Annotated in this window: 17 protein-coding genes and 1 other RNA gene; 8 read left to right on the top strand and 10 right to left on the bottom strand. The window is 64.0% G+C overall.

From position 1 onward, the window contains the following. Positions 1 to 52 precede the first annotated feature (52 nt). Positions 53 to 149, top strand: an RNA gene (ffs, locus tag GVL12_RS11105) — signal recognition particle sRNA small type. Positions 150 to 319: 170 nt separating this feature from the next. Here the strand turns inward: ffs and GVL12_RS11100 are convergent. Then, positions 320 to 1,681, bottom strand: a complete 1,362-nt coding sequence (locus GVL12_RS11100; protein WP_159913818.1) for a TIGR03862 family flavoprotein — start codon at positions 1,679 to 1,681, stop codon at positions 320 to 322. A gap of 200 nt (positions 1,682 to 1,881) precedes the next feature. Between GVL12_RS11100 and trxA the strand changes: the two genes are divergently transcribed. The 6 genes from trxA (at position 1,882) to GVL12_RS11070 (ending at position 11,135) form a co-directional block, all read left to right on the top strand. Beyond that, positions 1,882 to 2,214: a thioredoxin TrxA gene (gene trxA, locus GVL12_RS11095; RefSeq protein WP_159913816.1), complete on the top strand. Its 333-nt coding sequence runs from the start codon at positions 1,882 to 1,884 to the stop codon at positions 2,212 to 2,214. A gap of 244 nt (positions 2,215 to 2,458) precedes the next feature. Continuing rightward, on the top strand, positions 2,459 to 3,721 hold the full coding sequence (rho, locus tag GVL12_RS11090) for a transcription termination factor Rho (protein WP_159913814.1): 1,263 nt from the start codon (positions 2,459 to 2,461) through the stop codon (positions 3,719 to 3,721). Positions 3,722 to 3,870: 149 nt separating this feature from the next. Further along, positions 3,871 to 4,128 (top strand): type B 50S ribosomal protein L31, encoded by a 258-nt coding sequence (locus GVL12_RS11085; protein ID WP_159913812.1) that lies wholly within the window; start codon positions 3,871 to 3,873, stop codon positions 4,126 to 4,128. A 343-nt stretch (positions 4,129 to 4,471) separates the two neighbouring features. Next, positions 4,472 to 7,480 (top strand): ankyrin repeat domain-containing protein, encoded by a 3,009-nt coding sequence (locus tag GVL12_RS11080; RefSeq protein WP_159913810.1) that lies wholly within the window; start codon positions 4,472 to 4,474, stop codon positions 7,478 to 7,480. A gap of 587 nt (positions 7,481 to 8,067) precedes the next feature. Then, positions 8,068 to 9,783, top strand: a complete 1,716-nt coding sequence (locus GVL12_RS11075) for a hypothetical protein (protein ID WP_159913808.1) — start codon at positions 8,068 to 8,070, stop codon at positions 9,781 to 9,783. Beyond that, positions 9,780 to 11,135, top strand: a complete 1,356-nt coding sequence (locus tag GVL12_RS11070) for an MATE family efflux transporter (RefSeq protein ID WP_159913806.1) — start codon at positions 9,780 to 9,782, stop codon at positions 11,133 to 11,135. The genes GVL12_RS11075 and GVL12_RS11070 overlap by 4 nt, the downstream gene beginning before the upstream one ends. Here the strand turns inward: GVL12_RS11070 and phoR are convergent. The 8 genes from phoR to GVL12_RS11030 all read right to left on the bottom strand — a co-directional run bounded on the left by phoR (position 11,130) and on the right by GVL12_RS11030 (position 20,499). Then, on the bottom strand, positions 11,130 to 12,461 hold the full coding sequence (phoR, locus tag GVL12_RS11065) for a phosphate regulon sensor histidine kinase PhoR (RefSeq protein ID WP_200843676.1): 1,332 nt from the start codon (positions 12,459 to 12,461) through the stop codon (positions 11,130 to 11,132). The genes GVL12_RS11070 and phoR overlap by 6 nt on opposite strands. A gap of 149 nt (positions 12,462 to 12,610) precedes the next feature. Then, positions 12,611 to 13,318: a phosphate regulon transcriptional regulator PhoB gene (gene phoB, locus GVL12_RS11060; RefSeq protein ID WP_159913802.1), complete on the bottom strand. Its 708-nt coding sequence runs from the start codon at positions 13,316 to 13,318 to the stop codon at positions 12,611 to 12,613. Positions 13,319 to 13,336: 18 nt separating this feature from the next. After that, the gene (phoU, locus tag GVL12_RS11055) at positions 13,337 to 14,038 is read right to left on the bottom strand and encodes a phosphate signaling complex protein PhoU (protein WP_159913801.1); all 702 of its coding nucleotides are present in this window, start codon (positions 14,036 to 14,038) and stop codon (positions 13,337 to 13,339) included. Between the two features lie 13 nt (positions 14,039 to 14,051). Beyond that, complete coding sequence (gene pstB / locus GVL12_RS11050) at positions 14,052 to 14,837, bottom strand: phosphate ABC transporter ATP-binding protein PstB (protein WP_159913799.1); 786 nt, start codon at positions 14,835 to 14,837, stop codon at positions 14,052 to 14,054. 16 nt (positions 14,838 to 14,853) lie between these two features. After that, positions 14,854 to 15,753 (bottom strand): phosphate ABC transporter permease PstA, encoded by a 900-nt coding sequence (pstA, locus tag GVL12_RS11045; protein WP_159913797.1) that lies wholly within the window; start codon positions 15,751 to 15,753, stop codon positions 14,854 to 14,856. Beyond that, positions 15,750 to 16,748 (bottom strand): phosphate ABC transporter permease subunit PstC, encoded by a 999-nt coding sequence (gene pstC / locus GVL12_RS11040; RefSeq protein ID WP_200843675.1) that lies wholly within the window; start codon positions 16,746 to 16,748, stop codon positions 15,750 to 15,752. The genes pstA and pstC overlap by 4 nt, the downstream gene beginning before the upstream one ends. A gap of 107 nt (positions 16,749 to 16,855) precedes the next feature. After that, positions 16,856 to 17,896: a phosphate ABC transporter substrate-binding protein PstS gene (gene pstS, locus GVL12_RS11035; RefSeq protein ID WP_159913795.1), complete on the bottom strand. Its 1,041-nt coding sequence runs from the start codon at positions 17,894 to 17,896 to the stop codon at positions 16,856 to 16,858. 119 nt (positions 17,897 to 18,015) lie between these two features. Beyond that, complete coding sequence (locus GVL12_RS11030; RefSeq protein WP_200843674.1) at positions 18,016 to 20,499, bottom strand: autotransporter outer membrane beta-barrel domain-containing protein; 2,484 nt, start codon at positions 20,497 to 20,499, stop codon at positions 18,016 to 18,018. Positions 20,500 to 21,460: 961 nt separating this feature from the next. Here GVL12_RS11030 and GVL12_RS11025 point away from each other — a divergent pair. Continuing rightward, a complete protein-coding gene (locus GVL12_RS11025; RefSeq protein ID WP_159913793.1) occupies positions 21,461 to 22,942 on the top strand; it encodes a Ppx/GppA phosphatase family protein in 1,482 nt (493 codons plus the stop codon). A 364-nt stretch (positions 22,943 to 23,306) separates the two neighbouring features. Here the strand turns inward: GVL12_RS11025 and ppk1 are convergent, their stop codons facing one another. Then, a complete protein-coding gene (ppk1, locus tag GVL12_RS11020; protein ID WP_200843673.1) occupies positions 23,307 to 25,544 on the bottom strand; it encodes a polyphosphate kinase 1 in 2,238 nt (745 codons plus the stop codon). Between the last annotated feature and the right edge of the window lie 77 nt (positions 25,545 to 25,621).

Here is a 25,621-nt window from a genome sequence, read left to right as displayed (position 1 = left end):
TCCTGGGGTCTCTTTGCAAACCGACCCGCCGGTCTGCGGTACAATCGCCAGTGACGGGCCTCCCCGCATGGTGAAGCAGCCAACCGGGTCAGGTGGGGAACCAAGCAGCCCTAACTGTAGAGTCAGTGCCGGGGGTAAGGCTCGTCAACTTCTTTCCAGGATGTCTGCATTCGCAGAGGTCCTCATGGAATGGCCGGCCACGCCGCCTTTGCCCTTCCGATCGGCACAGCGCCGATCACCCCTCCCCCTTCGATACAGCCCCCACCATGCAGTGGGGGTTTTGCGTTCGACCGGCGCCGGGCGCCGGCCGGTATCGCCATCAGCCCTTGACCGCCTCGCCCAGAAATTGCCGAACGCCGTCAGCGACCTGCACGCCGCTGGCCAGGCAGGCTGTCAGCAGATAGCCGCCCGTGGGCGCTTCCCAGTCGAGCATTTCGCCCGCGCAGAACACGCCGGGAATCGCCTGCAGCATGCCCTTGGAATCGAGCGCTTCAAAAGCCACGCCGCCCGCGGTGCTGATGGCTTCGGCGACCGGCCTTGCCGCCACCAGGGTCAGCGGCAAGGCCTTGATTGCCGCGGCCAGCGCCTGCGGGTCGTTGACGCCGTCGCGCCCCAGCACTTCATGCAGCAGGCCCATCTTCACGCCATCGATTCCCAGGCGGCTCTTGAGGTGGCTGCTCAGGCTGCGCGAGCCGCGCGGGTGGCGCACTTCGGCGTCGACGCGCTGGGCGTCGTGCTCGGGCAGCAGGTCGAGGTGCAGCGTGGCATGGCCCTGGGCCGCGATTGCGTCGCGCAGCCACTGCGAAGCCGCATAGACCAGGCTGCCTTCGATGCCGGTTTCGGTGACGACGAACTCGCCGCGCCGCGCGAATGCCTGCCCCTGGCTGTCGGTGAACGACAAGCCCACCGACTTGAGCGGCTGGCCCGCGAAACGCTGCTGGAAGTGCGGCGTCCAGCCGCGTGCCGGCGCCGCCTCCAGGCCCACGAGTTCGCGCAGGAATTCCCGGCGCGTTTCGGCGCTGCCGGGCGCCACGTTCAGCACGTCGAAGCCGCAGTTCGCGGGCTGCAGCGGCGCGAGCTGCACGCCGCGCGCCTGCAGCCACGGCGCCCAGGCGCCGTCGGAGCCCAGTTGCGGCCAGCTCGCACCGCCCAATGCCAGCACCAGCGCACGCGCGCGCACCAGCGTCTCGCCGGCCGGCACCTCGCCGGCTCGCGTCGCAAAGCGCAGCGCGCCGGCTTCGTCCCAGCCCAGCCAGCGGTGGCGCGTATGGAACTGCACGCCCAGGCCGCGCAACTGCACCAGCCAGGCGCGCAGCAGCGGCGCGGCCTTCATGCCCACGGGGAACACACGCCCCGACGTGCCGACAAAAGTCTCTATGCCCAGGGCCGCGGCCCAGGCCTTGACCTGATCGGCGCCAAAGCCCTCGAGCATCGGCTCGATCTGCGTTTGCCGTGCGCCAAAGCGCCCGGCAAACGCATCCGCGGGCTCCGAATGGGTCAGGTTCAGGCCGCCCTTGCCGGCCAGCAGGAATTTGCGCCCCACCGAAGGCATGGCATCGAACAGATGCACGCGCACGCCGGCTTGCGCCAGGCGCTGGGCGGCCATCAGGCCGGCCGGCCCGCCACCGACAATGGCGACCTCGCAGTCCAGTTGCGCGCGGTGGGTGGGGACTTCAGTCATTCAGGTTTTCCTCGTTAAGACAAATCGACGGCGCGCATCCGCGCACAATACCGCCAGATTCGCATTCTCATCGTTTTACGCTATGACAGTCATAGCACCAGGCGTCGCCCATACGCTCCGACTGGAGATGTGTTTCTGTCACAATCGAAACCAGTCTGCGAACCTTCGCCCCATTCAGCAAACACACCAAGGAAACCTCCATGGCAAGCGCCCTCATCAAACATCTCTCCGACGCCTCCTTCGAAGCCGAAGTGCTGCAAGCCGGCACCACGGTGCTGGTGGACTACTGGGCAGAATGGTGCGGCCCCTGCAAGATGATCGCCCCCATCCTCGACGAAGTCGCGGGCACCTACCAGGGCAAGGTCACCATCGCCAAGATGAACGTCGACGAAAACCGCGAGATTCCCGCGAAGTTCGGCATCCGTGGCATCCCCACGCTGATGCTGTTCAAGAACGGCGAACTCGCTGCGACCAAGGTGGGCGCATTGAGCAAGACCCAGCTGACGGCATTCCTGGACGAGCAACTCGCTTGATCCACAGGCAACCTCGGGCGGAGTTCTTCCGCACGAGGTTGCCTGAGTCCGGGGCGGCGCGATGCAGCCCCGGTTCTTTATTTCAGACCTGCAGAATTTTTCCTGTCATAATCTGCACAGATCACCGGCCCACTGCATCGACGGCCGTTTCGAGATCCCTAGGCAAGCTTGGCCCACGACCGCGTGTATCGCCCAGCCTTCCGCCTCATTCCTGATTCCACTAACTCCGCCAAGGAGTAACCCCATGCACCTTAATGAACTCAAGGCACAGCACGTGTCTGAAGTCTTGAAGCAGGCCGAAGAGCTCGAGATCGAGAACGTTGGCCGGATGCGCAAACAGGAAATCATGTTTGCCATCATCAAGAAACGCGCCAAAGCCGGAGAGCAAGTGTTCGCCGACGGCGTGCTTGAAATCCTGCCCGACGGCTTCGGTTTCCTGCGCAGCCCCGACACCAGCTACACCGCCAGCACGGACGACATCTACATCTCGCCCAGCCAGGTGCGCCGCTTCAACCTGCACACCGGCGACATGATCGAAGGCGAAGTGCGCACGCCCAAGGATGGCGAGCGCTACTTCGCGCTGACCAAGCTCGACAAGGTCAACGGCGGCCCGCCCGAGCAGAACAAGCACAAGGTGATGTTCGAGAACCTGACGCCGCTGTTCCCCAAGGAGCAGCTGCGCCTCGAACGCGAGATCAAGTCGGAAGAGAACATCACCGGCCGCATCATCGACATCATCGCCCCCATCGGCCGCGGCCAGCGCGCGCTGATCGTCGCCCCGCCCAAGAGCGGCAAGACGATGATGATGCAGAACATCGCCCACGCGATCACCGCCAACCACCCCGACGTGCACATGATGGTGCTGCTGGTCGACGAGCGCCCCGAGGAAGTCACGGAAATGCAGCGCTCGGTCAAGGGCGAAATCATTGCCTCGACCTTCGACGAGCCCGCCACGCGCCATGTCCACGTGGCCGAGATGGTGATCGAGCGCGCCAAGCGCCTGGTCGAACTCAAGAAGGACGTGGTGATCCTGCTCGACTCGATCACGCGTCTGGCCCGCGCCTACAACAACGTCGTGCCCTCGTCGGGCAAGGTGCTGTCGGGCGGTGTCGACTCCAACGCCCTGCAACGCCCCAAGCGCTTCTTCGGCGCGGCGCGCAAGGTCGAGGAAGGCGGCTCGCTGACCATCATCGCCACGGCGCTGGTCGACACCGGCAGCCGCATGGACGAAGTGATCTTTGAGGAATTCAAGGGCACGGGCAACAGCGAACTGCACCTGAACCGCCGCCTCTACGAAAAGCGCGTGTTCCCGGCCATCGAGCTCAACAAGAGCGGCACGCGCCGCGAGGAGCTGCTGCTGTCGCCCGAGATCCTGAACAAGACGCGCATCCTGCGCCAGTTCCTCTACAACATGGACGACGTCGAAGCCACCGAGCTGATGATCAAGAACATGAAGGCGACGAAGACCAACAACGACTTCTTCGACATGATGCGCCGCGGCGGCTAATCCCCACCCCGGCACATGGCTGTGCCTGCACATCAAGCCCCCGCGGTATACTCGGGGGCTTTTCTATTGCGGAAAGTACGTTCAATTCGAACCGGTGCAAAGGTTGCATCGGGTTGGACACGGCTACCGCACTTGACCTAAGGAAGATCATGAAAGAAGGAATTCACCCCAACTACCGCGAAGTGCTGTTCGTTGACCTGTCCAACGGCTTCAAATTCGTGACCCGCTCCTGCGTGAACACCAAGGAAAAGGGCACGACCGAAGACGGCCGCGAACTGCCTATGTTCAAGCTGGACACTTCGAGCGAATCGCACCCCTTCTACACCGGCACGCAAAAGTCGGTCGACAACATGGGCGGCCGCGTCGAGCGCTTCCGCAACCGTTTCGGCAAGACTGCAGCCAAGTAAATACTGCGCATTCACGCCAAAAGGCAGCCCGGGCAACCGGGCTGCCTTTTTTTTGGCGCGCCCGGCATGGGCGCATGCCTGCGGGCGCAAGTCCCGTCACGCGCGGGTCACAGTGAGTGAAGTGAAACGCAGCTGCGTGAGGGTGGCTGCCAGGCCCTTGTCCAGGGCGCGCTTGAACCATTGCAGCACAGGCCATGGAACTCAATGCGCGCCTTTATCACTAAAAACGTGTTCACGCTCCAAGAGTCACTAACGCCGCCATGAAGCCAGCGCCGCGGCCCTATCCGAAGACTACAGCCTGCTCGCCACATCAACGGATTTCAGTCAAGGACTGCCCATCAACATGCGCACCGCCAACAGCCACCATTTCAACCTCAACCCTGAGTTCATGGCGCGTGCTGCGGGCAGTGCCAACCCTTCTGCTGCCGAAAAGAAGCCTGTCAATTCTCACGACAGTCTGTCAGACAAAGAAATAATCCTTGGCTATAAAGAAAATATCGAAGCATTGCGCGAATTCATGCGCAATGATCTTGGAAAGCCCGAATCCGATAATCTGGATGATTTCGAAAAACTGATTGAATCCGGAATCAGAAAAAACTTCACCCATGAAGTTCTTGCAAACTACAAAACTGCGGTCTTTCATGACTTCGGCCTGATTTGCACTCTCGCGCAGGATCCCGATCTTCCGGAAGACTTGCGCAAGGAGACCATCAGAGACCTGACCCGGCATTTTCATCTCTGCACTCCAGGCATCGCCCAGCACATAGAAGAAGCAGCGCGCAAATTGCAAGCGCTCAAGCACGGACTGCCGCAGAATTTCATCAACCACCTGATACAGCTCATAGAATCCCAGATTCTGGACTACATGAGAGAAAGAAAAATCTGCACATCTGACGAAAACACAGGCAACGAGATCCACTACGCCGCAGCATTTTTCAATCATGTCGCGCCCAACTTCGGCCTGCCCGCACGCGCAGACCCATTCGCACCGCATCTGAACGAGAAGGCGCTCGATGAATTCAACTTATATGTTTACGACAAGATCACCATAGACCATGTCATCGAAATAATGGCCGAAGACTGCCGTAACCAGATCATTGAATCATACGCAAAAGACCACCCCAACCTCCGATCGGCGCCCATGGATCCCGATGAATTCGGAAAAGTCCACATAAAATTCCATGACGCAGTCAAGCCAAAAATAGAGCTCGCCTTCGGCCCCATTCTTTCAACAGATATCTTCAACTCATATTACGAAGATGACGATGAAAAATACAAGCTAACCATCGACAACACGCTGCTGATGCGCTCCATCGCTCGCAACCTGCGTGAAGCACGCTCCATCAGCTTCGATGCAACTTACCTCGCCGGAGAAAAGGGCCAGGGAATCAAACTAAAAACACTTGGGGAAAACACCGTCTACGTCAGCACAACAGACGACAACAAGCAACACCATCAAGAAATCCTGGAGGAATTCATATGGCAAGACGGCAGCCAATCCAAGGAACTGCTTGAAAAACTCAACAAAAAAGTCATAGAAAAAACCCAAGCCAAAGACTCACAAGACAATATCCTTCAAAGAATTTCCGCATCTGCCGCAAGAAGAATAACGCAAACCGCAGACCTTGAAAATGCCAGAACGATTCTGACAGAATCCATCGCGCTGATGTGGTCGGATACAGCAAGAGAAGAATTGCTGTCAACATGCCTGGCACAGGCGCTGAGGGCAAAAAAACCGGACATCGCCAGCATCGTCCTCTCCGAAATGGGGGCGCAGCATCTGGGGAAAAAGGATGCCGACGGCAATACTGCGCTGCACCTTGCGCTGATGAACGAATATTTCGAAGTCGCCAATGCACTCATAGGCAAGATGAGCCTGGAGCAGTTCAGCATCAAGAACAACAATGGTCACAACTGCGCCACCATCGCCAGAAATGGCCATTTGACCGAGCTATCCGCCACCCTCGACAGAAAAATACAGCAGCAAGAAATCCTCGAGAAACAACAACGCCAGCTGCTTGCTGAACTGCGCGACGCCTTGCATTCCGAAGACCTGCAAAAAGCCGAGATTCTCATTGGACAGATGCTGCCGCCCACCTTTGGAATGACGCAAGAGCATGGCGATACAGCGCTGATGCTTGCCATGTACAACGACCAGATAGATATTGCCGGCACCATCGTCGCGAACATGAGCCCCGGGCATTTCGGCATCAGGAACCGTGAAGGCAACACTGCCTTGATGGAGGCTATCCAGCAGCTCCACCCCCAACTCGCCGAAAGCATCAGCAAGAACATGGGCCCGCAGCAACTGGACCTGCAAAACAGGAATGGCGACACGGCGCTGATGCTGGCTCTCAAAATGGACGATTCCTCGAGCGCCAGCATTCTGGCCAGCATGGCAAACCAGGACCAGCTCGGACTCAGAAACAGCGATGGCGATACAGCGCTGATGATCGCGCTCAGGAACAACAATTTCGAGATCGCCAATCTGCTCACCCACAAGATGAGCCAGAAGCAACTCGACGTCCGGAACAACAAGAACAATACAGCACTGACCATTGCGCTCCATAAAAACCAGGTGGACCTGGTCGATGACATCAGCAAAAAAATGAGCGAAAAACCGCTTCGCGAGCGCCACGACGGCCTTCTGCAGAATCTGCAAAAAAAACTTCATAGCGTGGGCGGGGGTGCAGATATCATCAACCAGATGCTTGCTCAGCACCTGGGCATCACAAATAATAGAGGCGATACCGCGCTGATGATGGCACTGAGATCCGGCCATGACGATTCCAGCTTTGCACTTATCGCGAAAATGGCACCGGAGCAACTGGGCAGCACGGATAAATTGGGCAACACCGCTCTCATGCTCGCACTACAGGCTGGCAAAACGGAAATTGCCAGCGCCCTCATGGAGAAGATGCCCAGGGAGCAGCTCCACATCCGCAGTCGCGATGGAAGCACCGCGCTGATGCTTGCGCTGAACAACAGCACAGCCCCTGTCTGCCAATACCTCATCGACAATACAAATCAGGATCAACTGGGCCTGCAGGATAAATTCGGGAATACGGCGCTGATGATCGCGCAGCGGGTGCAGAAAAATGAAACGATATCCGCCATCATCGAGAAAATGACCAAGGAGCAGCTCGAAATACGAAATATCTACGGAACGACAGCATTCATCATCGCGCGACACAAGAAACAAACCGATATTGCTCGCCACATCGTCAAAAAGATAAATCCCCCTGCCCCAGGATTTTTCACTAGGATTCAACTCTTCTTCATCAACATGATTCCTGAAAAATCCAGGACAGATTACATGCATGATAAATTGCTGAGGTTTTACTGGTATTGATTCCCCCGTCAAACTCCTGCGAGTTTTGATTGAAATTCTCAAACCACAGCATTTTTCTTTGAGCGTGGCAGCCCGTCGAGGGGCTGACAAAACCAGCCACAAACCCGAGACCCGGTGCTTAGAACGTGTTCACGATCTCTTCGCGCCGCGACAGCGCCTTGGCGGGATGGGATGCTAGGCGCAGTACCGCAGCAATAGCCCTGCTATTGCGAGGATCTGCAACGACGCAGACCGCCCGCCAAGGCTCTGTCCCGAAGGGTTGGGACGAAATCGGGCGATTTCTTCGCGCTGCAGCTTGCTTGCACCCCGGTGCAAGCTGCGCCGCAGCGCTTCGAACTCATCCCGATTGCGTCCCAACGCGACGCGTTGAAATCATGAACACGTTCTTAGATGCACGCCGCAGGCCGCCTGCCGTATCGACACGCTCAGTGGCTGCATGCTGCGCACGACAAGTGCGCACATATCTCGAGGCATTGCACGCCGGCGGGAAAGATCACATCCACAAAAGTGGCTCATACTCCCCCGCCCACCTCTGAACGCACCGGGTTCGCGTATTCTTGCGGTCTTTCTTGTCGTTCTTACGCCGCGTGAACCAACCTACCCCCGCCATCGTTTCACAACAGGCCGTGCGCACCCTGCCGCGCTGGGCGCTGCTCCTGCTGTGCCTGGCCTATGTGGTGCCGGGCTTCGTCGGGCGCGCGCCCTGGAAGAACGCCGACATCACGGCCTTCGGCTACATGCTCGCGCTGTTCGAGGGCCGTACCGAATGGATGGATCCCCTGCTCGCCGGCATGGCGCCGCAGACCGATGGCCTGCTGCCCTACTGGCTGGGCGCCTGGGCGCTGCAGCTCGCGCCGGCCGCGATGCCCGCGGAAATGGCCGTGCGCCTGCCTTTCATGCTGCTGCTGCTGGTGGCCATGGCCGCGACCTGGTGGGGCGTATACAGCCTCGCACGCAGCCCCGGAGCCCAGCCCGTGGCGTTTGCGTTCGGCGGTGAAGCCAACCCCATCGACTATGCGCGCGCCATGGCCGACGGCGGCCTGCTGGCGCTGATCGCCTGCCTGGGCCTGGCCCAGCTGTCGCACGAGACCACGAGCTACGTGACCCAGCTCAGCTGCACCACGCTGGTGTTCTTCGCGGCCGCGGCCATGCCCTACCGCCGTGCAGCGCCTGGCGCGGCAATGCTGCTGGGCATGGCCGGGCTGGTGCTCAGCGGCGCCCCGACCATGGCGATCATGATGGGCCTGGGCTGCGCGGCCCTGGCCTGGCTTTCGCCCCCGGCCGAAGCCACTTGCGCCTCGCGTGGCTGGGGCCTGGCCTGGCTCGCGAGCACCGTGCTTGCCGCCTGGCTCGCCACGGCGCTCGATCTGTGGCAGTGGCGCATCGCGCTGCCACCCCTCGGCAGCCCCGAATGGGCGAGCCTGCTGCGCCTGCTCGCATGGTTCAGCTGGCCCGCCTGGCCGTTGGCGCTGTGGACGCTGTGGCGCTGGCGCAAGCAGATTGCCCACCCCATGCGCCACCGCCATCTGGTGCTGCCGATCTGGTTTGCCGGGCTGGCCTTCGTCGCCGCGCTGTTCACCCAGCCCGCGGACCGCGCGCTGCTGCCCGGGCTGCCCGCGATCGCCACGCTCGCCGCGTTCGCGCTGCCGACGCTGCGCCGCAGCATAGGCGCGCTGATCGACTGGTTCACGCTGATCTTCTTCAGTGTCTCGGCAATCACCATCTGGGTGATCTGGATTTCGCTGCAGACCGGCGTGCCCGCCAAGCCGGCCGCGAACGTCGCCAAGCTCGCGCCGGGCTTCGTGCCCGAGTTCTCGCTGCTGGCCTTCATCGTCGCGCTCACCGCCACCGTGGCCTGGTGCGCGCTCGTGGTCTGGCGCACCTCGCGCAACCGCGCGGCCATCTGGAAAACGCTGGTGCTGCCGGCCGGCGGCGCGACGCTGGGCTGGCTGCTGCTGATGACGCTGTGGCTGCCCATGCTCGACTACGCGCGCAGCTATGCGCCGCAGGTCCAGCAGGTCATGGCCGCCATCGGCAGCCCCGCGCCGCAGTGCGTGGCCACCTACGGGCTCAGCCGCGCCCAGCTGACCGGCCTGGAATTCCATGGCCAGGTCGCGACCACGCAGATTTCGACCACCAGCGAAAACCGCCGCCCCTGCGACTGGCTGGTCGCCGATGCGCAGATGTGGGACGCGACGCAGGATCGCGCGCTGCAGCGCGACTGGCAGCCCGTGGCGCGCATTGCCCGGCCCACGGTCAAGAACGACCAGTTGCTGCTGCTGCGCAAGCGCACTGGCCGATGAGGTCCGAGCTCTCGACCATTGCCCGCCACGCACTCACCGTGCTCGCGGGCCAGCTGGCCATCATGGCTTTCGGCGTGACCGACACGATTGTCGCGGGCCGCTACTCGCCCGCGGCCCTGGCCGCGCTGTCGGTAGGCTCGGCGGTGTTCGTGAGCGTCTACATCTCGCTGATGGGCATCTTGCAGGCGCTGCTGCCGCTGTGGTCCGAGCAGCGCGGCGCGGGCCGGCTGCCGGCCATGGGCCGCTCGCTGCGCCAGTCGCTGTACCTGTGCCTGGGCATCTGCGTGCTCGGCATGACCGTGCTGCTGTCGCCCGACGCGATACTGCGCTGGACCGACGTGCCCGAGGCCCTCAAGGCCGATGTGCGCAATTACCTGAGCATCCTCGCCTGGGGCCTGCCGCCGGCAATGCTGTTTCGCATCTACAGCACGCTCAACCAGTCGCTGGGCCGGCCGCAGCTCGTGACCTGGCTGCAGGTCGGCGCGCTGGCGCTCAAGCTGCCGCTGTCGATCTGGTTCACTTTCGGCGGCGCGGGCCTGCCCGCGCTGGGCGTGGCCGGCTGCGCCTGGGCCACGCTCGTTGTCAATTACACCTTGCTGGGCCTGGGCCTGTGGCTGGTGCGCACGCAATCACTGTACGCGCCGCTGCTGCTGTGGCGGCGCATGGAGCGTCCGGACTGGACCCAGCTCGGCCAGTTCCTGCGCCTGGGCCTGCCCGCGGGCATGGCCATCCTGGTCGAAGTGACGTCGTTCACGCTGGTCGCGCTGTTTGTCGCACGCCAGGGCAATCTGGCAGCGGCCAGCCACCAGATCGCAGCCAACCTGGCTGCGGTCTGCTACATGGTGCCGCTGTCGCTGGCGATTGCGACCAGCGCACGCGTGAGCTGGTGGCGTGGCGCCGGCGACGAAGTGCGCGCCCGGCAGCTGGTCGTGCTGGGCCTGCGCCTGGCCGCGCTGATGGGCCTGGTGCTGACCGCGCTGCTGCTGATCAGCCGCCATCTGCTTGCGGCCATCTACACCAGCGACGCCCAGGTCGCGGCCCTTGCGGCCTCGCTGCTGCTGTGGGTCGGCGCCTACCATGCGGCCGATGCGGTACAGACCTTCTGCATCTTCGTGCTGCGCTGCTACCGCATCACGGTCGCGCCGCTGCTGACCTATTGCGTACTGCTGTGGGGCGGCGGCCTGGCCGGCGGCTACTGGCTCGCCTATGGCGGCGTCGGCCCCTGGAGCGGCAGGCCCACGCCCGCGCCGTTCTGGGCGATGAGCGCGCTGGCCCTGGGCATCACCGCCCTTGCCTTCAGCGGCCTGCTGTGGCACACGCTGCGCAGGCACGGCGCGCAGCCGGCTTCATGAAGCCGCGTCGGCAGCGCCCAGCGCCGGCGCCTGGCGCAGGCGCTGCGCGGGAAAGGTGACGGAGAACACCGAGCCGCTGCCCACGGTGCTGCGCACGGCGAGCGTCGCGCCATGGCGCTGCAGCACATGCTTGACGATGGCCAGGCCCAGGCCGGTGCCGCCGGTATCGCGCGAACGGCTGCGGTCCACGCGGTAGAAGCGCTCGGTCAGCCGCGTCAGGTGCACGGGGTCTATGCCCGGGCCCGCGTCCTGCACCGAGAAAGTCGCGCTGCCGTCGGCATGCGGCTGCCAGCGCACGGTCACGCGGCCACCGGCCGGCGTGTAGCGCAGCGCATTCGCGAGCAGGTTGGAGAACGCGCTTTGCAGCTCGGTGGCCGCGCCCGCGATCTCGCCGAGCTCCGCGCCCGCAGGCGAATCCGGAAATTCAATCAGATGGGGCCGGTTCTGGGACCGGGTCAACGCGACCGACAGCCCGCGCGCCTCGTCTTCGCACTGGCGCAGCAACAGGCCCACGGGCGTCCACTGCGTGAGCCCCGGCAAGGGACTGCCTTCGAGGCGCGACAGCGCCAGCAGATCCTCGACCAGATGCTGCATGCGCGCCGACTGCTGGGCCATCAGCGCCAGATAGCGCGCCCGCTCGTCGTCCGGCAACTGCAGGGTCTGCAGCGTTTCGACGAAGCCGACCAGCACCGTGAGCGGCGTGCGGATTTCGTGCGAGACATTGGCGACGAAATCGCGGCGCATGGCTTCGGCCTGCTCCTGCGCCGTGACGTCACGCGCCAGCAGCAGGCGCCGGCCATCGCCATAGGGAAAGATCTGCACCGACAGGCGCACCGGCCGCCCGGGCATGCTGTCACGCCCTTGCAGTATCAGATCGCGGGAAAAGTCCTGCGCGCTCAGATAGTGGCTGAAGGACGGGTCGCGCACCAGGTTGCCGATGTTCTGCATCCGGTCGCGTGCCGCGTCGAAGCCGAACTGTGCGTAGGAAATCTGGTTGCACCACTCGATCCGGCTCTGCTCATCGAGCAGCACCACGCCGTTGGGGCTGGCCTGCAGCGCCGACAGGATGTCATGCAGGCGCTCGTCGCTGGCCTGGGTCTGCTGGCTTTGCAGCCGCAGCCAGCGGCGCGCGCGTTCGCCGATTTCGCCCCAGAGCCCGCGCTGCGCGGGCGCATTCGCGAGCTCCGAGCTGCGCAGCCACGACAGCAGCCGGGATGCGCTCCAGCTGTCCTGCGCCAGCCACAGCCAGCCGCCCAGCAGCACGCCGATGAGCGCGCCGGGCAGGTCGCCCAGCCACCAGCCCGCCGCACCCCCCAGCAGTTGCATCCCAAAGAACCAGAAACTACGCCAGACCATATTTTTCGCCTTTTGCTGCGCCGCCCGGAAGGTCCGGCGGCGCGCCCACGGCGCATGCCATGCGCCATATGCCGGTTCTCAGCGCTCCAGGATGCCCACCGAGACCGACCTGCCCCGGTTCAGGAGGTGCTTGAGTTCATGGCCGGCACACTCAGCCGGTAACCCGCGCCACGCACCGTCTCGACGAGGCCGCTGGCCTCGCCCAGCGCTTCGCGCAGGCGCTTGACATGCACGTCGACCGTGCGCTCCTCGATGAACACATGGTCGCCCCAGACCTTGTCGAGCAGTTGCGAACGGCTGTGCACGCGCTCCGGGTGCTTCATGAAATAGTGCAGCAGCTTGAACTCGGTAGGCCCGAGCTTGAGCGGCTCGCCGCTGTAGCTCACGCGGTGGGCCGCGGCGTCGAGCACCAGCGCGCCCGCGCTGACCTGGTCCTGCAGCTGCTCGGGCGCGCGCCGGCGCAGCACCGCGCGGATGCGCGCGAGCAGCTCCTGGGTGGAAAACGGCTTGGTGATGTAATCGTCGGCACCCGCGTCCAGGCCCGCGACCTTGTCGGGCTCGTCGCCCCGGGCCGTGAGCATCAGGATGGGCACGGGCTTGGTGCGCGCGTCGGCGCGCCACTTGCGCGCCAGCGCCAGCCCGCTCGTGCCCGGCAGCATCCAGTCGAGCAGGATCACATCGGGCAGCACGGCGTCGAGCTCGCGCTGCGCCGAAATCCCGTCTTCAGCCCAGATGGGTTGGAATCCGTTGTGCCGCAAATTGACCGCAATCAGCTCGGCAATCGCGGGCTCGTCCTCGACGATGAGGACCAAGGGCAGTTTTTTCATCCCTGTCGTCTTTCTGGCTTAGAGCACGGCCGATTCGATGGCGGCCATGGTCTGGTGGCGCACATCCTTGCCTTCCACCAGATAAATGATCAGTTCCGCCAGGTTCTTCGAGTGGTCGCCGATGCGCTCGATGGCCTTGGCCAGGAACAGCAGGTCCAGGCTGGCCGAGATGGTGCGCGGGTCTTCCATCATGTAGGTGATGAGCTTGCGCACGAAGCCGTCGAACTCCTGGTCGATCAGATCGTCTTCCTTGAGGATCGCGACCGCAGCCTTGGTGTCCAGGCGCGCGAGCGCGTCCAGCGTCTTGCGCAGCAGGCCCGAAGCCAGGTCGGCGGCGATGCGCAGCTCGTTCGAGGGCAGGACCCGCGCCGAGCCGCTGCTGACGATGGAGCGCACCATGCGCGACATCTTGTGCGCCTCGTCGCCCATGCGCTCGAGGTTGGCCGTGGCCTTGGAGAACGCGATCAGCAGGCGCAGGTCGCGCGCCGTCGGCTGGCGCCGGGCGATGATAGACGACAGCTCGTGGTCGATCTCGACTTCCATCGCATTGATCTGCTTCTCGGCCTCGTCCACCTGGTCGGCGGCTTCGACGCTGAACTCCGCGAGCGAATAGATGGCCAGGCGGATCTGCGATTCGACCATGCCACCGAGCTCCATGACGCGCGTGGAGATACGGTTGAGCTCGGCGTCGAACTGGGACGAGAGGTGTTTTTCGTTCATGTTGCCTGTCTCCTCAGCCGAAACGGCCAGTGATGTAATCTTCGGTTTCCTTGCGCTGGGGCTTGAAGAACATCTGCTCGGTTTCGCCGAACTCCATCAAGTCGCCCAGGTACATGTAGGCGGTGTAATCGCTGCAGCGCGCCGCCTGCTGCATGTTGTGCGTGACGATCACCACCGTGTAGTCGTTCTTGAGCTCGGCGATCAGCTCTTCGATCTTGGCCGTCGAGATCGGGTCCAGCGCCGAGCACGGTTCGTCGAGCAGCAGCACTTCGGGCTTGATCGCAATGCCGCGCGCGATGCACAGGCGCTGCTGCTGGCCGCCCGACAGGCCCGAGCCGCTTTGCTGCAGCTTGTCCTTGACTTCATTCCACAGCGCCGCCTTGCGCAGCGCCCATTCGACGCGGTCGTCCATGTCGGTGGCGCTCAGGCGTTCGAACAGTTTGACGCCAAAGGCGATGTTGTCGTAGATCGACATCGGGAACGGTGTGGGTTTCTGGAAAACCATGCCGATCTTGGCGCGGACCAGCGCCACGTCCTGCTTGCTGGTCAGCAGATTGTCGCCATCGAGCAGGATCTCGCCCTGGGCGCGCTGGTCGGGATAGAGCTCGAACATGCGGTTGAAAGTACGCAGCAGTGTCGACTTGCCGCAGCCCGACGGACCGATGAACGCCGTGACCTTCTTTTCCGGAATGTCCAGGTTGATGCCCTTGAGCGCGTGGAACTTGCCGTAATAGAAGTTGAGGTTGCGCACCGTCAGCTTGGACGACAGGGAGGGAATGGGAGAAAGAGTGGTCGACATGGGAAGTTACCTTGCCTTATTTTTGGCGTGTGAGCACACGCGCCAGGATATTGAGACCCAGCACGGCCACGGTGATCAGGAAGACGCCGGCCCAGGCCAGCTGCTGCCAGTTCTCGTACGGGCTCATTGCAAACTTGAAGATGGTCACCGGCAGGCTCGCCATGGGCTTGCTCAGGTCGGCATTCCAGAACTGGTTGTTCAGCGCGGTGAACAGCAGCGGCGCGGTCTCCCCCGCGATACGCGCCACGGCCAGCAGCACGCCGGTGATCACGCCGGCGCGCGCCGCGCGCAGCGTGACCATCATGATGACTTTCCACTTGGGCGTGCCCAGCGCATAGGCCGCTTCGCGCAGGCTGGACGGCACCAGCATCAGCATGTTCTCGGTGGTGCGGATCACGACCGGAATCACGATCAGCGCCAGCGCCACCACACCGGCAAAACCGGAGAAGCTCTTGAGTTGGGCCACGACCACGGCGTAGACGAACAGGCCGATGACGATGCTCGGCGCCGACAGCAGGATGTCGTTGACGAAGCGCGTGGTGCGCGCGAGCCAGCCGCGCTGCTCGTACTCGGCAAGATACACGCCGGCCAGGATGCCGATAGGCGTGCCGATCAGCGTCGCCATGGTCACCATGACCAGCGAGCCGAAGATCGCGTTGGCCAGGCCGCCGGCCTCGTTCGGCGGCGGCGTCATGTCGGTGAAGAGCATCAGGCTCAGGCCGCCCAGGCCCAGGCGTATGGTCTCCCACAGAATCCAGACCAGCCAGAACAGGCCGAAGGCCATAGCGGCCAGCGCCAGCGTCAGCGCGACCTGGTTGACGCGCTTGCGCGATGCATAGCGCGCCTGGCGCTGGGCGGCCAGCTCGGCCGCCTGCAGGACCCGGTGGGCCGTGCCGTTCACAGGGCTCGGGTTCATGAGCGCGCTCCTTCATTCTTCTGCAGGCGGGACAGCAGCACCTTGGACAGCGACAGCACCACGAAGGTGATGAAGAACAGGATCAGGCCCAGATAGATCAGCGAGGCCTGGTGCAGGCCTTCGCCGGCTTCGGCGAACTCGTTGGCCAGCGCCGACGTGATGCTGTTGGCGGCTTCGAAAATCGACAGCGAGTTGAGCTGGTTCATGTTGCCGATCACGAAAGTGACGGCCATGGTTTCACCAAGCGCGCGTCCCAGTCCCAGCATCACGCCGCCGAGCACGCCGGTCTTGGTGTAGGGCAGCACGACTTTCCAGACCACTTCCCAGGTGGTCGCACCCAGACCGTAGGCCGATTCCTTGAGCAGCGCCGGCGTGACTTCGAACACGTCGCGCATCACCGAAGCAATGAACGGAATGACCATGATGGCCAGGATGATGCCGGCCGACAGAATGCCGATGCCCACGGGCGGGCCGGAGACGAAGGCTTGAAGATAGGGAATGCCCGCAAACAGCGACTGCAGCGGTATCTGCACGTAGGTGGCGAGCACGGGACCGAAGACCATCAGCCCCCACATGCCGTAGACGATGGACGGCACGGCGGCCAGCAGTTCGATGGCCGTTCCCAGCGGGCGCTTGAGCCAGGCCGGGGACAGTTCGGTCAGGAACAGGGCGATGCCGAAGCTCACGGGCACGGCGATCACCAGCGCGATGATCGAGGTGGCAAGCGTGCCGTAGATCATCACCAGTCCGCCGTACTGGTTCTGCACGGGATCCCAGACGCTGCTGGTGAGGAATCCCAGGCCGTATTCATGGATTGCGGGCCAGGCGCCTATCAGCAGCGAGCCCAGAATGGCAGCGAGCAGACCCAGGGTCAGCACGGCCGCGGCGCGGGCGAGCCAGGCAAAGCCACGGTCGGCCCAGACGCCGGACAGGGCGTTCAGACGACGGGGTGTTGGGCCGCGTGGCGTGGCTGGCGTCTTTGCAGACGCAGGCATGGCACGGGCAGTCGATGGAGTGGACACGCTGAGCGCCTCTTCAAAATAGGTTCATCACACAAGCACCGAAAAGGCGGTGCACCCAGGGTGCACCGCCATGGGTACGCTTACTTTACAGCGATGGCGTTACCGGAAGAGTCCTTGATGTCGGCCCAGGCCTTGTAGATCACCTTCTTCACTTCTTCGGGCATGGGCACATAGTCCAGGCCGCTGGCCGTGCCGTCGCCCGACTTGTAGGCCCACTCGAAGAACTTCAGCGAGGCCGCGGCCTGCGCGGGCTTGTCCTGCGCCTTGTGCATCACGATGAAGGTGGCCGAAGTGATGGGCCATGCATCCTTGCCAGGCTGGTTGCCCAGGATCTGGTAGAAGCTCTTGGTCCAGTCGGCACCGGCGGCGGCGGCCTTGAACGACACTTCGTCAGGCGAGACAAAGTTGCCTTCGCGGTTTTGCAGCAGCGCGTAGGTCATCTTGTTCTGCTTCACATAGGCGTACTCGACGTAGCCGATGGAGTTGGGCAGGCGGCCGACGAAAGCGGCGACGCCTTCATTGCCCTTGCCACCCGCGCCCGTGGGCCAGTTCACCGCCTTGCCTTCACCGACTTTTTCCTTCCACTCGGCGTTCACTGCGCTCAGGTAGTTGGTGAAGCCAAAGGTCGTGCCCGAGCCGTCGGCGCGGCGCACGGGAGCGATGGTCGCGTCAGGCAGCTTCACGCCGGGGTTGAGCGCGACGATGGCGGCATCGTTCCACTTGCTGATCTTGCCCAGGTAGATGTCGCCCAGCACCTTGCCGGTGAGCTTGAGCTCGCCGGGCTTGACGCCGGCGATGTTGACCACGGGGATGATGCCGCCGATCACGGTGGGGAACTGCACCAGGCCCTTCTTGGCCAGTTCGTCGTCTTTCAGCGGCTCATCCGAAGCGCCGAAGTCAACGGTCTTGGCTTCGATCTGCTTGAGACCGGCGCTCGATCCTACCGACTGGTAGTTGATCTTGACGCCCGTGGCCTTGTTGTAGTCGGCCGCCCACTTGGAATACAGCGGTGCGGGGAAGCTCGCGCCTGCACCGGTGGCTTCCTGTTGCGCCCAGGCACTGCCCACGCCGGAGCCAGCTACAACACCAGCCGCCAGAATTTGAATCACGGACCACTTCATGAACGCACCTCTCAGGTTGGAAAAAACTGTGATGTCCGTGACTTTAGAAACCTTTTATGACGGCCTCGTGACAAGTTGTTGTGCCTCTTATGACATAGCCTGGCGGCGTGCAAACCCTGTCACCAGTGCAGCTTCACGCCCGCGGTGGCCTGCACCCCGCTTTTGACGCGTGCCTGCCCGCCGTTGGCCCAATGCCGGCTCAGCTCGCCATAAAAGCTGGTGCGCTGGTTGAGTTGCAAGGTCGCACCTGCGGCCAGCGCCGTGCTGGTGTGGCCGCCCCGGGTGTGGATGTCGGTGGTGGCCGCGGGAACCACAAAGCGGGCGACATCGCTCGTGCTGCTGGACCGGTAGACATTGACACTGCCATAGGGCTGGAGCACGCCGGCGCGGGTCGTGAAACTGCCCTTGAGGCGCGCGCCCAGGCGCAGCGTCCAGTCGCTGGGGGTCTTGTGCTGCACCGTCGCGTGGCTCAAGGCCGTGTCATGCAGACTGATCCGGCGGTACACGAGCTGGGCCTGGGGCTCGATCTGCCACCGGCTGTCGATGGCAAAGGGCCGGCCTGTTTCCAGCGACGCGAGCCGGCTGCGGCCCTTGGTCGCGGCATGGCTTTCCTGCGTATGCAAATGGTTGCGGTAGTCGGCCCACTGCAGCACCGTGTCGGCATAGAGGCCGCCATCGCCCAGCCAGCTCGCATACAGGCCCAGGTAACGGCCCTGCAGGCGGTTGAACCCCACGTATTTGTCCGCAACGCCGCTGGCAAGGCCCTTGACCCCCGTATCGCCCTTGAGCTGGCCCAGATAGAAACCGGCATGGACGTTCTTGGCGGCATACAGGTCCAGCCCGGTCTGGAAACCCGTCAGATGGCCACTGCTTTGCGGGTTCACGCTGCCCTGCTGGCGGATTCCGGGGTCGGTGCGCAGCATGCGCCCCCAGGCCCGGCGGTCATTGCCGGCGCCGCTCGGCGCGTCGCCCAGGCGCTGGTGCATGTCACCCAGCATGCCCATGTCGGCCTGGCGCAGCTGGGCTGGCAGCGCCGAGATCAGCGGCACTTCCGCGCGATAGGACGACTGCAGACTCGCACCCTCGTCTGTCTGATGCAGGCGGTATTCGTAAGCGCCCGCATCCACATGGCCACCTGCAAGCGCAAAAGCCCCGGGCTCAAGGCGCGCGCCGTTCTCGGTGGCGATGATTGCAATGCCGGCATCCGTGGTTTTCTCACCGAGATCACCGACATTGGTGACACGCACGGTGGTGTTTCCGCTGGCGACGGCAGCAGCGCCGCTGAGCAGCAGGCGGTCACTTGCACTGGCATTGGCCGCGACGGCCAGTTCACCGCCATGGCCCACATACGGGCCGGTGACCGTCAACACCGTACCAGGCGCTGCCGATGCAGCGCTGAACTGCACCATGCCGCGGTTGTTCAGGCCGGCAATCGTCTGATCAAAGCCTGCAAGACTCAAGGCCGCATCCGTCGCAACACTGTGGACCGAGGCCGCGCTGAAAGTGTTGGTCGCCCCGGCCTGCAGCGTACCCTGGGCGACGTCGGTCGCACCGGTGTAGTTGTTGGCGGCGCTGGTCAAGGTCAAGCTGCCAGCGCCCTGCTTGCTCAGAAAACCGGCGCCGCTGATCGCACCCGCCCAGACCTGGTGGTTGCTGCCCGTATTGATTTCCGGATCGTCGCTGCCTGTCATATGGAGATCGTTGGCCACGGTCATGCCGTCCAGCGCCAGGTCGATGGCGCTGCCATCGTCCATGAGCAGGCTGCCTTCGCCCAGGCCCTGCGCATGGCCCAGCTCAATGCGGCCCTGCTTGAGATGCACGCCGTTGCGCATCTCGCCAGCATGGTTCAGCACCAGGGTGCCAACGCCGCGCTTGATGAGCTTGGGCGCACGTCCCATCTTGCCGTCGAACTCGTAGCGCGTGTCGGTATCAATGGTCAGGTCGGCGGGGCGTTTGCGCTGTGCCGCTGGCGCTGAAGGCTCGGGAACCGAAGGTGCCACCGCTGTGGCTGCGGGCCGCCGTGGCGCAGCGGCCGCAATCGGGGGCAGCTCGGGCAGCATCGCCTCCGGCTGCGGGACCAGAGTCAGCACGGCTGGGGCCGGCTTAGGCAGGGGAGCGGGAGCAGCAGCCGGCGCCGGAATCTCCGCGCCATCGGCATCCGCCGCCAGCGGCATCGCCGACGGCATCAAATCCTGCGGCAATGCAGCCGCGTGCGGCGGCAATGGCCACGGCTTGGGCAATGCCTGCACCGGCATTGCAGCATCGATATCGGCAGGCGGCCCGCTCACAACAGGGGCTGGAGACGGCTGCATCACCAGGGGTCGCGCTGCGGACGGCGGCGCTTGAAGCTCAGGCGCCGCGGCGGTCGTGCCTGGCTGCGGCACGGTCAGGGAACCCTCTTGCACTTCAGGAGCGATAGGGGGTGCGGCAGGAGGTTTCGCCATGTCCCGGCTCGGCCCCCTCTCGAGCAGGTTGGCCAGCACCTGCTGCGCCTTCTGCCGGTCTTCCCGCGATTGCATGGGCGGCTGTTTTTCCGCTTCGGGAGCGTCCTCCTCGTCCTCGATAACAGCGCGTCTCCTGGCCATCGCCGTAAGAAAATCCACCGCTTCAGCCTTCTGGGCCGGCTGCGTCACCCATCCCTGCCGAGCCTGTGGCTGCATTTGCTCCTGCGGGGCTGGCCTTTGCGCCCTATCCTGCCCTGCCTGCGGCTGCACGGCATGCATCAACGGCCTCTTGCTCGACTCGATTTGCGCCGGCGTAGAGCCCCATCCGTCGTCGTCCGATCCATCGGAGTGCGTGTTTACTTGCGCCTGCACGAGATGCTGAAGCCTTTTTTGCAGCGCCTCTGGCAACACAAACACGGGTAGCTGAGCAGCAGGCTGGGGCGGGAGGGGCACCGCAGTCGCTTGTTGGCGCCGCGCCGCGGCCTTCCTCAACTCGCCGGCAAGAGTGTTGTCGTTTTCATTTGCAGGCTGGGGCCGGGGCGGCACACCCGCTTTTTTGAGATTCGCTCCAACATCCTGCAAAGTCTTCGCGAAATCTGCGCTTCCCCGTTGATTTGCCAACGCACCGCCGCTTGCGCCCCACAAGACACAAGACACGGCAATTGCCACAGTGCTTTTCCTGAAATCAACCAACTCCAGATTCATCATCATAAATTTTCTCCTCGATAACCAATGACTCGGAACCGGCTGCCAAGAAAACCTGGTGCGCTGAGTGCCTCCCCGGGATGCATGAAGCAAAAGCACATCAATGGCTATGTAATTCATATCGCCGATAGCTAACTTCTATTATTAATCATTCTTTAAATTTATCGAAAAATACCTTTCATAGTTATTGCAAATCAGCAACAACCTGGAGTGTTCCCAAGCACTCGACTGCGCCAGCGCAGCACCGCGAATGCATTCGCGGCGCAAGGTCGATGCCCCGCCATATTTCTGTTGCATCGATTTCACGCGCTTGCCATATTCCGGGTGTACGCTTGCGCTCCACGAGGTGGTGCGCGCCGTGGCGTGCACCACCCATTGCCCTCTACGCCCTGCGTTTCGTGACCGGTTCCTGCCCATGCCCCACGCCCATTTGTTCGCCGCCATCGATCTCGGATCCAACAGCTTCCGGCTCGAGATCGGTCACTTCTCCCACCACCACTTCCAGCGCGTGGAGTACCTCAAGGAAACCGTGCGCCAGGGCGGCGGCCTTGACGCCGAACGCTTTCTTTCCCAAGAGGCGATGCAGCGCGGCTGGGACTGCCTGGCGCGCTTCGGCGAGCGCCTGGCGGGCTTTCCCGCCGGCCATGTGCGCGCGGTCGCAACGCAGACGCTGCGCGAGGCGCGCAACCGCGAAGCCTTTGTGCAACGCGGCGCCGAACTGCTGGGCTGCCCGATTGAAATCATTGCCGGCGAAGAAGAGGCCCGGCTGATCTACCGCGGCGTGAGCAGCCTGCTGCCGGCCTCCGACGAACGCCGGCTGGTGATCGACATCGGCGGGCGCTCGACCGAGCTGGTGCTGGGCCGGCACCAGGAGGCGCAGCAGGCGCTGTCGCTGCGCCTGGGCAGCGTGGCCTGGTCCCAGCGCTACTTCCCGCAGGGCGAGCTCAGCCGCTCGGCGTTCTCGCTCGCGGCCGTGGCCGCGCGCGCGGTGCTCGACGAAGCGCTCGACAGCATCCACGGCGGCGACTGGGACGCCGTCTATGCGTCCTCGGGCACGGCTGCGGCCATAGGCGACATCCTGGCCGCAAGCGGGCGCACGCCGGGCATCATCGACGCCGAAGGGCTCGCATGGCTGCACGACAGCCTGGTGCGCGCCCAGACCACCGACCAGATCCGGCTCGTAGGCCTCAAGGAAGATAGACGCGCGGTGATTGCCGGCGGCGTGAGCATCATGCAGGCGCTGTTCGACCTGCTGCAGCTGCGCTCGCTGCGCGTGGCCGAAGGGGCGTTGCGCCAGGGCGTGCTGCACACCCTGGTCGAGCAGGACCCGCTGTGCACGGACCTGCGCACGGCTGCCGTGCACGGCCTGATGCAGAAGTTTTCCGTCGATGCCGACCAGGCACATCGCGTTGCAGGCGTCGCGCGCAACCTGCTCGAACAACTGGCCCCGGAGACCTCTGCAGAGCATTACAAACCACTGAGCCATGCGGCCCTGCTGCATGAGATCGGCAGCCATATCGCGCACAGCAACTACCACCGCCACGGTGCCTATGTACTGCAGAACACCACGGCCGCGGGCTTTACCCAGGCCGAGCGCGACCTGCTGGCCCAACTGGTGTGCGGCCAGCGCGGCAAGCTGCGCAAGCTCGAGCCCGAAATGCTCACCGAGCCACAGCATGTCTACCCATTGCTGGCCTTGCGCCTGGCCGTGCTGCTGTGCCATGCGCGGCGCCCGCCGGAGCTCGCAAGCCTGCAGATCGAAGCCGACGGGCCGCGCTTCAAGCTCAGCGCGAGCAGCGACTGGTCACAGAACTATCCCCAGTCGGCGTTTTTGCTGCAGGAAGAACAGCAGGCCTGGCTCAAGACCCACTGGCAGCTGGAACTGAACCTGGGTTGAAATTCGGCCCTGCGCTGGACAGGGCTCTGCCCACAATCCTCGAGAGGCAGGCAAACGCGAGATGCATGCCCAGCCTGACAAATAGCACTCCCACCCCAGGGGCACCAAGCAAGGGCCGCCCCGCAGCGAGGGTGCCGTCCCTCGCCGGGCGCCCCTAGCCGGGCGCCCCCCTCCACCGAAGGATGAGAGGGGGAAGCGGTGGCCCGCATAGGGCGGCCCGCGTAGGGTGGCCCGCATAGGGCGGCCCGCGCAGGGTGGCCCGCGCAGGGTGGCCCGCATAGGGCGACCCGCGTAGGGCGGCCCGCGTAGGGCGGCCCGCGTAGGGCGGCCCGCGCAGGGCGGCCGGCCATCCGGCGTTAGCCGCTCAGGGGGTGATTAAATTGGGCGGTCCGTAGCGCCCCATCAGCGCGTTCTGCGCACCATTGCCATCAAAGGGCCGCGGCGAGCGTGTGTAGGTGCCGTCCGGGCCCAGCGTCCAGGCATCGCGGTCATCGTGCAGGTAGGCCACGAGGCACTCGTCGACGATCTGCTGGCGCAGCGCCGCGTCGCGCACCGGCCAGGCCAGTTCTATGCGCCGCATCATGTTGCGATTCATCCAGTCGGCGCTGGACAGAAACAGCTCTTCCTTCTCGCCCTGGCGGAAATAGAACACCCGGGTGTGCTCGAGAAAACGGCCGATCACCGAGCGCACGCGGATGTTGTCCGTGAGGCCCGGGCGCTGCGGCGCGAGCATGCAGGCGCCGCGCACGATCAGATCGATCTGCACGCCCTTTTGCCCCGCCGCGATCAGCGCATGGATCAGCGCCTCGTCGGTCAGCGCATTCATCTTCGCGACGATGCGCGCGGGCTGGCCCTTGGCTGCGGCCTCGCCGGTCTGGGCAATGAAGGCAATCATCCGGTCGTGCAGATGGAAAGGCGCCATGATCAGGCGCTGCAGTTGCGGCAGGCGGTTGTGGCTTGCCAGATGGTTGAACACTTCGTCCATATCGGCGGTCACCGTGGGGTCCGACGTCATATAGCCGAGGTCGGTGTAGAGCCTGGCGCTGCGCAGGTTGTAGTTGCCCGTCGACAGATGCCCATAGCGGCGCAGGCGCCGGCCTTCGCGCCGCGTGATCAGCATCATCTTGGCGTGGGTCTTGAGACCGACCACGCCATAGACCACCTGCGCGCCCACAAGCTCCAGCGCTTCGGCCCAGTTGATGTTCGCTTCCTCGTCGAAACGCGCCTTGAGCTCGACCACGGCCATGACTTCCTTGCCGCGGCGCACGGCCTCGGCCAGCAGGTCCATCAGTTCCGAGTCCGACCCGGTGCGGTAAATGGTCTGCTTGATCACCAGCACCTGCGGGTCGTTCACGGCCTCGCGCAGCAGCGCCAGCACGCCTTCGAAGCTTTCGAACGGCTGGTGGATCAGCACATCGCGCTGGCGCAACTGCGCCATCACCGACGCGCCACGCTGCAGCTGCCGCGGCCACACAGGCTGCCATGGCGGGAACAGCAGCGACGCATCGTTGACCAGATCGACCAATTGCCCCAGGCGCACCAGATTGACCGGGCCAGGCACGCGGAACAAGGCCTGCGGCGGCAGGTGGAACTGCGCGAGCAGCAGGTCGGCGAGGAAGGGCGAGCAGCCCGCGGACACTTCGAGGCGCACGGCCTGGCCGTAGTGGCGGTGGTGCAGCCCCTGGCGCAATGCCATGCGCAGGTTGCCGACATCTTCCTCGTCCACGGCGAGTTCGGAATGGCGGGTCGCGCGGAACTGCGAGAACTCGACCACTTCACGCCCCGGGAACAGCTCCTTGAGATGGGCGCGCACGATGCTCGACAGGCTCACGAACACGCGCTGCTTGCCCGCGACCTTGGCCGGCAGCCGGATCAAGCGCGGCAAGGCGCGCGGCACCTTCACGATCGCCACCTCGTTGGTGCGACCGAACGCATCCGGCCCCTTGAGGCGGACAATGAAATTCAGCGCCTTGTTCGCGACCTGGGGAAACGGATGCGCCGGGTCCAGCCCCAGCGGAATCAGCAAGGGCCGGACTTCGGACAGGAAATATTCGCGCACCCAGCGCCGCTGCACGCTTGAGCGGTCGCCATGCGAGAGGATGCGTATGCCCTGGCGCTCGAAAGCCGGCACGAGTGCCTTGTTGTAGAGCTCGTACTGGCGCGCCACGAGTTGGTGGGCCTGCTCCATCAAGGCCTGGAACGAGGCCGTGGTATAGGCGCCCTGGCCGTCACCGCTGAGCTCGGCCGTGATGTGCGGCGCGGCCCGGACCTCGAAGAACTCATCGAGATTGGACGACACGATGCACAGGTAGCGCAGGCGCTCGAGCAAAGGCACGTCGGCGCGTACCGCCCAATCGAGCACCCGGTCGTTGAACGCCAGGATGCAATGATCCCGATCGAGCAGCACACCGTTGAGCGTGGCGTCGACCGCGGGTACAGGCGCTGGCGCTGCGCCGGCCTGTGCAACGCACGGCGCAGCGTCCTGTGCGGCAGGCGTCGGCTCGACGCCCGCGGCAGCGTCATCGACGGGCGATGTGAGACTGGTCGCTTCGGCGTCCAAAGGGGCAGCGCGCTCCGGGTGGGTAGAGGTCAGAGTGGTCACAAACAATCCTACAACGTGCGAAAGACGCGGCGCCGCCCAGTATTTACCGCTTCTGTGTCAGCGCGATGACAGTGACA

This window comes from Pantoea sp. 18069 (genome assembly GCF_902706035.1).
In the GTDB taxonomy this organism is placed as follows: Bacteria; Pseudomonadota; Gammaproteobacteria; order Burkholderiales; family Burkholderiaceae_C; genus Comamonas.
Note: the sequence above shows the minus strand (reverse complement) of the source record. Positions and strands in the feature narration are given on the sequence as shown.